At 69.7% G+C, this 11,770-nt stretch carries 13 protein-coding genes and 1 pseudogene; 7 read left to right on the forward strand and 7 right to left on the reverse strand.

The window, feature by feature from the left end; genetic code table 11:
- Positions 1 to 45: 45 nt before the first annotated feature.
- A pseudogene (locus tag JHW41_RS01455) lies at positions 46 to 348 on the forward strand (DUF4156 domain-containing protein); the annotation flags it as partial.
- A 271-nt stretch (positions 349 to 619) separates the two neighbouring features.
- A complete protein-coding gene (locus JHW41_RS01460) occupies positions 620 to 1,642 on the forward strand; it encodes a 3-oxoacyl-ACP synthase III (RefSeq protein WP_057949486.1) in 1,023 nt (340 codons plus the stop codon).
- A gap of 139 nt (positions 1,643 to 1,781) precedes the next feature.
- Here the strand turns inward: JHW41_RS01460 and JHW41_RS01465 are convergent, their stop codons facing one another.
- A complete protein-coding gene (locus JHW41_RS01465; RefSeq protein ID WP_250448777.1) occupies positions 1,782 to 1,970 on the reverse strand; it encodes a hypothetical protein in 189 nt (62 codons plus the stop codon).
- A 152-nt stretch (positions 1,971 to 2,122) separates the two neighbouring features.
- Between JHW41_RS01465 and JHW41_RS01470 the strand changes: the two genes are divergently transcribed.
- Complete coding sequence (locus tag JHW41_RS01470) at positions 2,123 to 3,184, forward strand: IS30 family transposase (protein ID WP_057945874.1); 1,062 nt, start codon at positions 2,123 to 2,125, stop codon at positions 3,182 to 3,184.
- 365 nt (positions 3,185 to 3,549) lie between these two features.
- Here JHW41_RS01470 and JHW41_RS01475 read toward each other — a convergent pair whose 3' ends face one another.
- Positions 3,550 to 3,912: a hypothetical protein gene (locus JHW41_RS01475; RefSeq protein WP_250448778.1), complete on the reverse strand. Its 363-nt coding sequence runs from the start codon at positions 3,910 to 3,912 to the stop codon at positions 3,550 to 3,552.
- 244 nt (positions 3,913 to 4,156) lie between these two features.
- Here JHW41_RS01475 and JHW41_RS01480 point away from each other — a divergent pair, with 244 nt between their 5' ends.
- Positions 4,157 to 4,432 carry a GlsB/YeaQ/YmgE family stress response membrane protein gene (locus JHW41_RS01480; protein ID WP_057949485.1) on the forward strand — a complete coding sequence of 92 codons (276 nt, stop codon included), beginning with the start codon at positions 4,157 to 4,159 and terminating at the stop codon, positions 4,430 to 4,432.
- 192 nt (positions 4,433 to 4,624) lie between these two features.
- On the opposite strand, the gene xth is transcribed toward JHW41_RS01480, so the two are convergent.
- From xth to JHW41_RS26165, 5 genes are all read right to left on the reverse strand, one after another.
- Positions 4,625 to 5,392: an exodeoxyribonuclease III gene (xth, locus tag JHW41_RS01485; protein ID WP_057949484.1), complete on the reverse strand. Its 768-nt coding sequence runs from the start codon at positions 5,390 to 5,392 to the stop codon at positions 4,625 to 4,627.
- A gap of 76 nt (positions 5,393 to 5,468) precedes the next feature.
- Positions 5,469 to 6,809, reverse strand: a complete 1,341-nt coding sequence (locus JHW41_RS01490; RefSeq protein ID WP_250448779.1) for a hypothetical protein — start codon at positions 6,807 to 6,809, stop codon at positions 5,469 to 5,471.
- Between the two features lie 58 nt (positions 6,810 to 6,867).
- Positions 6,868 to 8,133 carry a hypothetical protein gene (locus JHW41_RS01495; RefSeq protein ID WP_250448780.1) on the reverse strand — a complete coding sequence of 422 codons (1,266 nt, stop codon included), beginning with the start codon at positions 8,131 to 8,133 and terminating at the stop codon, positions 6,868 to 6,870.
- Positions 8,134 to 8,200: 67 nt separating this feature from the next.
- Positions 8,201 to 9,628 carry a coniferyl aldehyde dehydrogenase gene (locus JHW41_RS01500; RefSeq protein WP_250448781.1) on the reverse strand — a complete coding sequence of 476 codons (1,428 nt, stop codon included), beginning with the start codon at positions 9,626 to 9,628 and terminating at the stop codon, positions 8,201 to 8,203.
- Positions 9,517 to 9,804, reverse strand: a complete 288-nt coding sequence (locus tag JHW41_RS26165; protein ID WP_428995439.1) for a DUF6053 domain-containing protein — start codon at positions 9,802 to 9,804, stop codon at positions 9,517 to 9,519. Before JHW41_RS26165 ends, JHW41_RS01500 begins: the two co-directional genes overlap by 112 nt.
- 135 nt (positions 9,805 to 9,939) lie before the next feature.
- On the opposite strand from JHW41_RS26165, the gene JHW41_RS01505 reads away from it, so the two are divergent.
- The 3 genes from JHW41_RS01505 (at position 9,940) to JHW41_RS01515 (ending at position 11,768) form a co-directional block, all read left to right on the forward strand.
- A complete protein-coding gene (locus JHW41_RS01505; RefSeq protein WP_057949480.1) occupies positions 9,940 to 10,482 on the forward strand; it encodes a gamma carbonic anhydrase family protein in 543 nt (180 codons plus the stop codon).
- Positions 10,483 to 10,578: 96 nt separating this feature from the next.
- On the forward strand, positions 10,579 to 11,085 hold the full coding sequence (locus tag JHW41_RS01510; RefSeq protein WP_057949479.1) for an RDD family protein: 507 nt from the start codon (positions 10,579 to 10,581) through the stop codon (positions 11,083 to 11,085).
- The gene (locus tag JHW41_RS01515) at positions 11,085 to 11,768 is read left to right on the forward strand and encodes an RDD family protein (RefSeq protein WP_057949478.1); all 684 of its coding nucleotides are present in this window, start codon (positions 11,085 to 11,087) and stop codon (positions 11,766 to 11,768) included. The genes JHW41_RS01510 and JHW41_RS01515 overlap by 1 nt, the downstream gene beginning before the upstream one ends.
- Positions 11,769 to 11,770: the final 2 nt, after the last annotated feature.

An 11,770-nucleotide genomic window follows, 5' to 3' on the forward strand; every position in this document is an offset into this window, starting at 1 on the left:
CGGCGACAATGCCGCCCGGCTCACCGCACCCAACGAGGCTCCCGCATGCGCGCACCGGCAATCCTGCTCCTGGCCCTCAGCGTTTCCGCCTGCACCTGGGTCGACATGGCCCCGGGCGCGCAGAGCGTGCGGGTGATCTCCCCCGGCGCGGCGCCCTCGTGCGAGAAGCGCGGCGAGGTGCAGGTCGCGGTGAAGCACAACGTCGCCTTCTACGAGCGCAACGAACTGCGCGTGCGCGAGGAACTGGAAACCCTGGCGCGCAACGAGGCCCCAAGCCTGCAGGCCGACACCATTCAGGCGCTGGCCGCCCCGGCCGAGGGCGCGCAGCGCTTCGCCGCCTACCGCTGCGGCGCCGGCGCGGTCCCGGCGGCGGCCCCGGCCGCGCAAAACCCCGCCTCGGGCGGCGCCCAGACCTATCCCGTCGGCGGTTGAACGCAAATCCAAACGCCGGCGTACGGGTTTTTTGCGGTGCAAAAATCGGCATAAGCGGCTGAAAAATAACGGGAAATTCGCGTTCGGCAGGGTTCAGGTCGAGGCCGAAGCGTGACTTTCGCTGGTGCACAGGGGGCGCGAAGGCGCTAACCTGTCGCACTTTTCTGCCTGCCAAGGGTTCGCGCCCATGCTGTTCCAACACGTAGCCATCGCCGGCCTCGCCCATGTCGACGCGCCGCGAAAGCTGACCACCGAGGAAATCAACGCCCGGCTCAAGCCGACGCTGGATCGCCTCGGCATCAAGGTGGACGTGCTGCAGAACATCGCCGGCGTGCGCGAGCGCCGCCTGTGGGACGGCGAGGTCAAGCCCTCGGAAGCGGCCACCCTGGCCGGGGTCAAGGCGCTGGCCGACGCCGGCGTCGACGCCGACCGCATCGGCCTGCTGGTCAACACCTCGGTCAGCCGCGACTACCTGGAGCCGTCCACCGCCTCCATCGTCGCCGGCAACCTGCGCCTGGGCGAGAACTGCCAGAACTTCGACGTCGCCAACGCCTGCCTGGCCTTCATCAACGGCATGGACATCGCCGGCCGCATGATCGAGCGGGGCGAGATCGACTACGCCCTGGTCGTCGACGGCGAGACCGCCAACAAGGCCTACGAGAAGACGCTCGACCGGCTCTCGCGCGCCGACGTCACCGAAGCGCAGCTGCGCGACGAGATGGCGACGCTGACCCTGGGTTCCGGCGCCGCGGCGATGGTCCTGGCCCGCGCCGAACTGGCCCCGGGCGCGCCGCGCTACCGCGGCGGCGTGACCCGTTCGGCGACCGAGTGGAACCATCTGTGCGTGGGCGACCTGCACCACGACCGCATGGTCGCCGACGGTCGCATGCTGATGATCGAAGGCCTCAAGCTCGGCCAGAAGACCTTCACCGCCGCGCGCGCCGCGCTGGGCTGGGCGGTCGAGGAGCTCGACGAATTCGTCATCCACCAGGTCAGCCGCGCCCACACCCAGGCCTTCCTCAAGGCCTTCGGCATCGACCCGAACAAGGTCATGACCATCTTCGGCGAGCACGGCAACATCGGCCCGGCTTCGGTGCCGATCGTGCTGAGCAAGCTGCGCGAGATGGGGCGCCTGAAGAAGGGCAACCGGGTGGCGCTGCTGGGCATCGGTTCGGGCTTGAACTGCTCGATGGCCGAAGTGGTGTGGTGATCGCGGGATGAGCGCGGCGCCCGCGGGCGCTGCGCTGTACCGACAAACGAACGGGTCCGTCGCTACAGCGCCGGGCCCGTTTTGTTTTTCGTGGTCGAGGGGCGTGGCGGCGGGCAAGCAGCGACTGCGCCAGCGATGGTCATATCGAATCGGCCTGTCCATCGCCCGGACAGGGGCCAGAATCGATTTCGCTGCCGCTGCCGCTGCCGCTGCCGCTGCCGCTGCTGTCGTTGCTGTTGTTGCCGTTGCCGTTGCTGTTGCTGTTGCTGTTGATTTTGCTCGCCCCCGAACTCACGCGCTGCCCTGCAGACCCGGAGGGCGCGCGCATGGATGCGCGCGTGCGCCGTAGGGGCATGGATGCCCCTTACGGCGCATCCCCGCGAAAGGTGCTGGACCTAGTGGCTTGTGACCTTAAACAAGCGTTTTTCTTTGGCTGCTGGTCTCTAACCTCAAGTGCATCACCTCAGTGAGGCACTGTGAATGGGTCAGCAGTATTCGCATCTGAGCGCAGAAGAGCGCGGGGCCATCATGGTCTTGATCGCCCAAGGGGCGAGCGGACGGCAAATCGCCCAGACGTTGGGTCGGGCGCAAAGCACAATTGCTCGCGAGTTGCGCCGTAATGGGTTTCGGTCCCATTCGGGGCCGCCGCTGCGCGGACGCCCTCGTTTCGACCCTGGCTACGATGCGACCCGGGCGGGCCGGCGGGCCCAGCGACTGCGGCGACGGGCGCGGGTGCGCCGCAAGCTGCGACGCGACACCGTGCTGTGGCGACGCGTGCGCTATTGGCTGGAACGGTGCTGGTCGCCGCAACAGATTGCCGACAAACTGCGGGATCTGTACCCGGACCGGCCCTGGCTGCGCGTGTCGCACGAAACGATCTATACCGCGATTTATGCGATGCCGCGCGGCGAATTGCGCCGCCAGGTGACCCGTCTGCTGCGGCAGGGGCGCAAGTCCGGCCGCCGCACGCGCCAGGGAAGCGACGCCCGCGGCCATCTGCCGGATCTGCCCAACATCCGCCTGCGGCCGCCGGCCGCGCATGAGCGCCTGATGCCGGGGCATTGGGAGGGCGACCTGATCGTGGGCGCGCACAACCGCTCGGCGATTGGGGTATTGGTCTGCCGCCGCACCTTGTACGTCAAGCTGGTCAAGCTCGCCGACGCGACCGCGCACACGGTGCTGGAGGCCTTCAGCTCGGCGTTCGAAGGCGTGCCGGAAAGTTTGAAGAAGACCTTGACCTACGACCAGGGCAAGGAAATGGCATCGCATCGGCAGTTGAGCGAACGCACTGGTTTAGCGATCTACTTCGCCGACCCCCATAGCCCGTGGCAACGCGGAACCTGCGAAAACACCAACGGCTTGTTGCGGCAATACTTTCCCAAGGGCACCGATCTGTCGGTGCATTCTGCGCAGCGCCTCAAAGAGGTGGCGTGGGAAATGAACAACCGCCCCCGCCGTAGCCTGGGCAGGCGCTCGCCCGTCGAGGTGCTCTATGAGGAACTCAAAAACCCGCGGGCGCAGGGTGATGCACTTGGACATTGACTCCGCCGCTACTTTCTTTTGTCGCGCTGACAAAAGAAAGTAGCTCGGCCGCTTGCGGACGAAAGCTGTTGATGGTGGCTTGTCGTCGCGCGACGCATCGATAACGGCGAAAGCAGCAGCAACGTCAACATGGGTTCCGGCTTTCGCCGGAATGACGGGCGTAGGGTTGCGTATCCGACTGTAGGAGCGGCGCGAGCCGCGACCGCGACAACGCAACTACGCCGTAACTTTCGCTGCAGGCGCGATGGCGCGGTCGCGGCTTGCGCCGCTCCTACAGGGGGCGTGCCGCGGTGGGGTCTGCGTTTGCGTGTTTGCACGCGTGACGACAAGCGAACATCAAGAGCTTCCGTCCGCAAGCGGCCGGGTCACTTTCTTTGTCTTAAGCCACAAAGAAAGTAACCAAAGAAAAGGCCTTGTTTTTTCGGATCAAGAGCCACTATGGCTCGAAACGGGCGCGGGGCCGCGCCATAAGGGGCATCCTGCCCCATGTCGCGCGTGCGCATCCATGCGCACGCCCTCCGGGGCTGCGGAACGTGTGCTTTGCTTGAGGTTGCGTCAAAGCGAACTGCAACGGCAACAGCAACAGCAACGACAAAAACAACAGCAACGACAACAACAGCAACGGTGAGATCTTGTGGATTCCGGCTTGCGCCGGAACGGTGGTGAGGGAGTTCGTCGCTGGCCGCCGTCGAGGCCGCTGCCGTCTTGATCCGTCTCGCGATGGCCATCGGGACTAAGGTCGCGCATCGCCGGCTTTCGGATGAAGAAGTAGGCCGTGCGCATGCCCGCACCACCGTTCACGAACCTCACGCTCGCGCGCTCCTTCACATGGCGATGATGCGCAATTCGACGTTGCCATCACGCACGGCGCAGCAGACTGCGTCCATACCCGTTCAGGGACGGCGGTCCGCGAAACGATCAGGTACGCCGCGGCGCCGCATGCATCGCCTGCCATTCTCAGGAGAAGACGCAATGCTCGGCATCATCATTTGGTTGATCGTGGGCGGCATCATCGGTTGGATCGCCAGCATGATCATGAGGACCGACGGCCAACAAGGCGTGTTCCTCAACATCATCGTCGGCATCGTCGGCGCCTTCCTCGGCGGTTGGCTCGGCGGGGTGCTCGGCATCGGCGCGGGCACCATCAACAGCGGTGCGTTCAACATCGCCGGTCTGGCGCTGTCGCTGGTCGGCGCGATCGTGCTGCTCGGCATCGTCAATCTGTTCCGGCGCGGCCGCGTGCGCTGAGCCGGGCGTCGGCCGCGAGCGCGGCGCTTCGCGATCCGCGTTCATGAAACGACGAAGGCCCGGCATCCGCCGGGCCTTCGTTTTGGGTGTCGCGGTATCGCCTAGTCGATAGGCCGCTGCGCGGCGCTACGTTTCAGGCGGGCCCGCTTCGAACAAGCTCGCGTCGAACAAGCCCGTTTCGAACAAGCCCGCTCAGGCCAGTTCGACCCACGCCGGCGCGTGGTCGCTCGGCCGGTCCCAGGTGCGCGGTTCGCGGTCGATGCCGGCGGCGACGCAGCGCGCGCGCAGCGATTCGGACACCAAGGTCAGGTCGATGCGCAGGCCGAGGTTGCGGCGGAAGCCGGCCTGGCGGTAGTCCCACCACGAGAATGCGTTTTCTTCTTGCGGGAACAGCCGGAACGCGTCGTGCAAGCCCAGCGACAGCAGCCGTTGCAGCGCGTCGCGCTCGGCGGTGGAGGTGAGGATGTGGCTGTCGTTCCACACCGCCGGGTCGTGGGTGTCGCGCGCTTCCGGGGCGATGTTGAAATCGCCGAGCACGATCAGGTCGGGATGGCGGCTGAGTTCGTCCTGCACCCAGGCATGCACCGCATCGAGCCAGCGCAGTTTGTAGGCGTACTTGTCGGTGCCCACGTCCTGGCCGTTGACCACGTACAGGTCGATGATGCGCAGTCCGCCGACGGTGGCGGCGATGACGCGCTTTTGTTCGTCCTCGAAACCGGGGATGCCGATCTGCACGTCCTGCGCGGCTTCGCGCGAGAGGATCGCCACGCCGTTGTAGGTCTTCTGCCCGGCGAACACGCTGCGGTAGCCGGCTTCGGCCAGCGCGGTGTCGGGGAAGCGGCTGTCCTCGAGCTTGGTTTCCTGCAGCGCGACGACGTCCGGGGCGAACGCGGCCAGCCACTGCTGCAGGTGCGGCAGGCGCACGTTGAGGGAATTGACGTTCCAGCTGACGATTTTCATGGGCGAAGTGTAGCCGCGTTTGCCGCCGCGTCGTCGGCCGGCGGCCCGGTTTCGGGCGGTCGGGGCGCCGCGCCGGTCAGGGCGTGGGATCGGTGTCGCCGCTGTCCTCGCCGCCTTCGCCGCGACCCTCGCGCTGCGCGGCTTCGACGGCGGCGTTGAGGCGGTCCTGGTGCGCGTCGGTCGAGGAAGACGTCGCCACCGGCGGCCGGCCCTGCGGACACAGCGAAAGGCGGATGCGCTGCGCGGCGGCCTCGCGCGCCGGCGTGGGCGCGGGCGTGGCGTTGCGGATGTTTGCCTGGTAACGCTCGCCGTCGACGAAGGTCTCGCACGGCGTCTTGCCGAAGGCGGCGCGGTCCGGGCGCGCGCCCGCGCGCAGGTAGCCGTCGACGAGGTCGGCCAAAGCTTCGGGGGCGTCGCTGTCGTCCAGCCGCTGCGGCAGCCGGGTGGCGAGCCGGTTGAGCGCATCGCCACGGGAGTCGGCGCGCAGCATCAGCGCGCCCATCTCCAGGCCGGTCGCGGCGAGCGCGTCGAGCCCGGCCTGGCTGCGCACGCCGTCCAGCGCCAACGGCGCCTGTTCGGAAGAAAAATCGTAGCCGGCCGCGATCCAGGCGCGCAGGCCTTCGTCGTGCCAGGTATCGGCGACGATCCGAGCGAGGTCGGTGTCGTTTTCGAGAAAGCAATCGCCGGCGGATTGGGCTTCGCGCGGTTGCGCGAATTCCAGCGCGCGCGCGGTCGCGTCGGCGTCGGTGCCGCGCCACAGGCGCAGCCAGCGGGGCAGGACGGCGACCGTTTCCTGGCGTTCGCTCAGCCGCACCAGCAGCGCGCCGAGCACGGTTTGCCGCTGCTCGCGCGTGCGTCCCTGCATCAACGCTTCGGCGGCGTCGAACAAGCGCTCGCTGGACACGCGGACAGCGCCGCCGTCGGGTTCGGGCAACACCCAGTCGTCGCTCTTGCCGGCGCCGCCGATCAGGCACAGCGCGTGGCCGGGGCCGTACGCGCTTTCCAGCGGCGTCATCGCCGCGCGCACGCCGGCGCGGTCGCCGCGCGCGCTGGCCTCGATCAGGGCCGCCATGCGATCGCGCTGGACCTGCAGGCTGTGTTTAAAGCGGGCGCTGTCCAACGCATCGATGCCGGCGAACACCAGCAGGGCCGGGAGGATGCCGAGCAGGCAACCGCCGAGCGCCGGGCCGATCGCGCGGCAGCGCGCGCCGTCGATCAGCGCCGCCACCGGGATCGCCGATGCCACGACGATGACGATGACGATCAGCAACAGGAACTCGCCCATGTCGGTCCGAGCCGAGGTGGCGGTGTAGTAGACCGTCAACGCCAGCGCGGCCAGCGGATAGGCCAGCAGCCAGCGGTAGAAGGCGCGGCGGCGCCGGCGCGCGGTCTGGTCGGGGCTGCCGTCCGGGGCCATGGTTCGAATCCTTGGAAAAAACCGTTCTACCGCACCGCCGCGGACGATGCCAGCGCGCTCACGCAGCGGCCGGCTTGCGCGGTTTCGGCGTGGGCGCGTTCGCCGCGCCCGGACACAGCACCGCGCGAATGCGCCGCGCCGCCGCCTGCCGCGCGGGCGGATCGTGCGGTTGCGCGCGCCGCTGTTCGTTGTTGTCGAACAACTCGCAGCTGGTGACCGGGCCGATCTCGCGCGGCCGCGCGCCGGCGGCGCGCAGCGCTTCGACCAGTTCGGCCTGCTGCGAAGGCTGCGGCGAGGCGTCCAGCGCGGCGCTCAGGGAGTCGGCCTGCGCCGACAGCGCGTCTTCGCCGGCGTCGCGGTCGCTGCGCAGCAGTTCGGCGAAGCGCGGATCGGCGGCGAGCAGGGCGCGCAGGGTGTCGGTACGGCGCACCGCGCGCAGCGCGACGATGGCCTGGCCGCGGCCGGGCTCGAAGCCCAGGCCCGCGTCCAGCCACGCGCGCACGCCGTCGTCGCCCCACTCGCGAAGTACGCGTTCGGCTGGGTCGCCGAGCGTGCAATCGCCGTACTCCTCGGCCGGCGCGGACAGCGGCAGCGGTCGTGGCGCCGGCTGCGGCAGCGTGCGCCGCCACAGCGCGACCCATTCGCCCAGGCGCTGCGGTTCGCGGCGGTCGGCCAAGGCGCGCAGGACGACCCGCAGGCTCGCCTGTTTGTCCTGCGCCGACGCCGGCCCGCCGACCACCGCCGCGGCCGCGGCCAGCAGTTCGTCGCTGGGCAGGTTCGGGCCGTAGCCGTGTTCGTCGACCCACAGCCATTTGACCAGGCGATAGCTTTCCCGGCCCTGCAGCATGCACAGCGTGCGCGCCGGGCCAGGGTTATCGGGCAGGGCGTCGATGGCGGCGCGGATGCGCGCGGCGTCGCCGCCGCGGATCGTCGCCGACAGCGCCTGCACCTGTTGCTGGCGGCGTTCGAAATCGTGGCGGCGCGAGGACAGCACCGCGCCGAGGCCGAACCACAGCAGCAGCGGCGACAGCGCTGTGCCGGCGATCAGGGCGAGCAGGGCGTGGCCGGCGTGGCCGCGGCGGCCGGCCCACAGCAGCACCGCGAGCGCCACGACGGCGGCGACCGCGGCGCCGACGATGCCCTGCAGCACGGTGTCGTAGGCCAGGCCGGTGTCGGCCTCGGCGTTGCCGATCCGATAGGCGGCCCAAGCCAGCCACAGCGCGCAGGCCAGCGGCGGCAGCGCGAGCGCGGTCCAGGTCGGCGCGTTGGAGCGCGGCGGTTCGGTGCGCGCGGGCGCGGCGGCGGGGCCTGGCGTTCCTTGCATGGGCGATGCGGTCCATCGGCGCGGCGGTACGCCGCGTCCGCATCATCGCATCGCGCGCCGGCGCGGCCTACTTCGCCAGGAAGCGGATCATCGCGTCGATCTTGCCCTTGTACGGCGGCTTGAGCAGATCGCTGCCGGCCCACGGCCGTTGGTAGAACACCGGCAACAGCTTGCTGAAGGCGTCGAAACCGTTGCGGCCGTGAATCGTGCCGATGCCGCTGGGGCCGATGCCGCCGAACGGCAGGTCGTGGGCGCCGAAGTGCAGCAGGGTGTCGTTGACGGTGACGCCGCCGGCCAGGGTCTGGGCGAGGATCTTGTCGACCTGGGCCGAGTCGCGGCTGAAGGGATACAGCGCCAGCGGCCGGTCGAGCCGGTTGATGCGGGCGATGGCCTCGTCGAGGCTGCGGTAGGACAGCACCGGCAGGATCGGGCCGAAGATCTCGTGCTGCATCACCTGCGCGTCGTCGCCGGGTTCGATCACCAGCGTCGGCGGGAACAGCCGCTGCGCAGCGTTGGCCTCGCGCGTGCTGCCGTCTTCGAACGGCTCGACCACCTGTATGCCGCGCGCGCGCGCGTCGTCGAGGTAGGACGCCAGCCGCGCGTACTGGCTGGCATTGATGATGCGGGTGTAGTCCTGCGGCGCGGTCATGTCGCCGTAGCGCGCCTTCAGTTGCGCCAGCAGCGCTTCGACCAGGGCGTCGCGGCGCGCGTGGTCGACCAGGACGTAGTCCACGCCGATGCAGGTCTGTCCGGCGTTGAACCACTTGCCGGTGGCGATGCGCGCGGCGGCCTGTTCCAGCGGATAGTCCGGGCACACCAGCGCCGGCGCCTTGCCGCCGAGTTCCAGGGTCACCGGGGTCAGATTCGGCGCGGCCGCGGCCATGACCTTGCGCCCGACCGCGGTGGAGCCTGTGAACAGCAGGTGGTCGAACGGCAGCGCCGAGAACGCCGCGCCGAGCTCCGGCCCGCCCAGCGCGACCGCGACGCGGTCTTCGGGGAACACGTCGGCGAGCAGTTCGCGCAGGAACTGCGAGGTGCGCGGAGTGTGTTCGGACGGCTTGAGGTAGACGTGGTTGCCTGCCGCTATCGCCGACACCAGCGGCACCAGGGCCAGGTTCACCGGATAGTTCCACGGCGACAGGATGCCGACCACGCCGACCGGCTCGGGCCGGATCTGCGCGCGCGCCGGCCAGAACCGCCAGCCGACCGCGGCCCGGCGCGGGCGCATCCAGGCGCGCAGGTGCGACAACGCGTGCTCGATCTCGGCCAGGGTGATCATCGCCTCCGAGAGCAGGTTCTCGTGGCTGGAGCGGTGGCCGAAGTCGGCGCGGATCGCCGCGTCCATCTGCGGAATGTGGGCGCGGAAGGCGTCGCGCAGGCGGATCAGGTCGGCGCGGCGCTGGGCGTAATCGGGCTTGCGCGCCTGCCAGGCGGTGCGCAGGCGTTCGCGGGTCGCGGCGAGGTCGGCGATGGGCGTGTCGGCGAGGATGTCCATACGCCGCAGTCTAGTACGGCCCGGGGCGGGAAAACGCGAACGCGGTGGGGCGGCAGAGGACAGGCGCGGGGGGCGCGGCGGTCGAGTTGGGAGCGCGGCGAGGCGCAGGCTTTTGTGGGAGGGCCTTCAGGCCCGATGCTTTCCGGTCCGATCGCCGCGGTCTGAAACAAAAGCATCGGGCCTGAAGGCCCTCCCACAAAAGCGGGGCCTCCCACAACGGCTGGGCCCTCCTGCAAGAACGAGGCCTGCCCGGATCGGGCGTTCCGCCGCCGCGTCCGCAGCGCGCCGCCGCCAGCGCCTACAATGCGCGGATGAGCCTGCGACCCTATCTCGACACCTTCCCCACCCTCGGCGAGCGCGTCTACGTCGACCCGGCCGCGACCGTGATCGGCGCGGTCGGCCTCGGCGACGACGTCTCGATCTGGCCCGGCTGCGTGGTCCGCGGCGACGTCAACTCGATCGCCATCGGCGCGCGCACCAACGTCCAGGACGGCACCATCGTCCACGTCACCCACGAAGGCCCGTTCACCCGCCCCGGCGGCCTGCCGACGGTCATCGCCAACGACGTGACCATCGGCCACGGCGCCATCGTCCACGCCTGCACCATCGATGAGTTCGCCCTGATCGGCATGGGCGCCAAGATCCTCGACGGCGCCCGCGTGTGCCGCTACGGCTTCGTCGGCGCCGGCGCGGTGATCGCGCCGGGCAAGGTGGTCGGCGAGGGCGAGCTGTGGCTGGGCAACCCGGCGCGGCTGGCGCGGCGGCTGAGCGAGCGCGAGATCGAGCAGTTGCAATACAGCGCGCAGCATTATGTGCGGTTGAAGGACCGCTACCTGGGCATGCCCGCGGCCTGAGCGCGCCGCGGTCGAGACGCGGCCGGCTAGCCAGGCCCGCCGGCCGCGTTTACAGTCGCGGCAGGGGAAAAGCAGGACTCAAGGAGTCATCGCTACATGGAAGATACGCAGAATCCGTACGCGGCGCCGACCGCGCCGCCGCCGCTGCCGGGCGAACTGGTCGACGATTCGGTCAAGGCCGACCGCGGCCTGCGCTTGGTCGCGCGGCTGATCGACGGCGCCTTGATGATGGTGTGCTTCGTGCCGACGTTCCTGGCCATCGCGATCGATCCCGGCAACAAGGAGCCCTCGGGGCTGCAGATGGCGATGATGGCGCTCAGCGTGCTCGCCGCGCTGGGGCTGTTCGTCTATCAGTGCGTGCTGCTGAACCAGCACTCGCAGACCCTGGGCAAGCGCTGGCTGAAGATCAAGATCGTGCGCAACGACGGCTCGCCGTGCTCGTTCGGGCGGATCTTCGGCCTGCGCATGTTCGTGATCGCGCTGATCGAACAGGTACCGTGCCTGGGCGCGCTGTTCGCCCTGGTCAACGCGTTGTGGATCTTCGGCGCGGAAAGCCGCTGCCTGCACGATCTGATCTGCGATACCAAGGTCGTCAACGCCTGATGCTGGACACCTACCGCCAGGTGGTGACGCCGGAAGGCGTGGCCTTGCACCTGCGCGCCGCCGGCCCGGTGCCGCGCGCGCTGGCGTACCTGTTGGACCTGCTCGCGCGCGGCGCGATCTACGTCGCCCTGGTGCAGTTGCTGGCGATTCCGTTCGGCCAGGCCGGCGGAGCGCTGGTGATGCTGGCCAGCTTCGCCCTGACCTGGTTCTACCCGGTGCTGTTCGAAGTCCTGATGCAGGGCCGCACGCCCGGCAAATGGGCGCTGGGGCTGCGCGTGGTCGCCGCCGACGGCGCGCCGGTGGGCTGGATGGCCGCGTTCGCGCGCAACCTGCTGCGGGTGGTGGACGCGCTGCCGCTGTTTTATGCGGTCGGGCTGGCGACCAGCCTGATCGATCCGTGGGGCCGGCGCCTGGGCGACATGGTCGCGCGCACCCTGGTCGTGCACGCGCCGCGCCAGGCGCTGCTGCACGAGGCGGTGGCGGCGCCGGCGGTGGCGCCGGACCAACTGCTGCTGGCGCACGAACAGGCCGCGGTGGTGGCCTTCGCCGAGCGCGGCCCGGGCCTGACCGCGGCGCGCCAGGCCGAACTGGCCGACCTCGCCGAGCCGCTGGTGCACGCGCGCGGCCAGGCCGCGGTGGCGCGCCTGTACGGCATCGCCAACTGGTTGCTGGGGCGGCGATGACC

This window comes from Lysobacter enzymogenes (assembly GCF_023617245.1).
GTDB lineage: Bacteria > Pseudomonadota > Gammaproteobacteria > Xanthomonadales > Xanthomonadaceae > Lysobacter > Lysobacter yananisis.

Excerpts from the sequence above, each read along its gene's own strand:
- JHW41_RS01460 (WP_057949486.1), top strand. The coding sequence starts at position 620 with ATGCTGTTCCAACACGTAGCCATCGCCGGCCTCGCCCATGTCGACGCG.
- JHW41_RS01465 (WP_250448777.1), bottom strand. The coding sequence starts at position 1,970 with ATGCGCGCGCCCTCCGGGTCTGCAGGGCAGCGCGTGAGTTCGGGGGCG.
- JHW41_RS01470 (WP_057945874.1), top strand. The coding sequence starts at position 2,123 with ATGGGTCAGCAGTATTCGCATCTGAGCGCAGAAGAGCGCGGGGCCATC.
- JHW41_RS01475 (WP_250448778.1), bottom strand. The coding sequence starts at position 3,912 with ATGGCCATCGCGAGACGGATCAAGACGGCAGCGGCCTCGACGGCGGCC.
- JHW41_RS01480 (WP_057949485.1), top strand. The coding sequence starts at position 4,157 with ATGCTCGGCATCATCATTTGGTTGATCGTGGGCGGCATCATCGGTTGG.
- xth (WP_057949484.1), bottom strand. The coding sequence starts at position 5,392 with ATGAAAATCGTCAGCTGGAACGTCAATTCCCTCAACGTGCGCCTGCCG.
- JHW41_RS01490 (WP_250448779.1), bottom strand. The coding sequence starts at position 6,809 with ATGGCCCCGGACGGCAGCCCCGACCAGACCGCGCGCCGGCGCCGCCGC.
- JHW41_RS01495 (WP_250448780.1), bottom strand. The coding sequence starts at position 8,133 with ATGCAAGGAACGCCAGGCCCCGCCGCCGCGCCCGCGCGCACCGAACCG.
- JHW41_RS01500 (WP_250448781.1), bottom strand. The coding sequence starts at position 9,628 with ATGGACATCCTCGCCGACACGCCCATCGCCGACCTCGCCGCGACCCGC.
- JHW41_RS26165 (WP_428995439.1), bottom strand. The coding sequence starts at position 9,804 with ATGCTTTTGTTTCAGACCGCGGCGATCGGACCGGAAAGCATCGGGCCT.
- JHW41_RS01505 (WP_057949480.1), top strand. The coding sequence starts at position 9,940 with ATGAGCCTGCGACCCTATCTCGACACCTTCCCCACCCTCGGCGAGCGC.
- JHW41_RS01510 (WP_057949479.1), top strand. The coding sequence starts at position 10,579 with ATGGAAGATACGCAGAATCCGTACGCGGCGCCGACCGCGCCGCCGCCG.
- JHW41_RS01515 (WP_057949478.1), top strand. The coding sequence starts at position 11,085 with ATGCTGGACACCTACCGCCAGGTGGTGACGCCGGAAGGCGTGGCCTTG.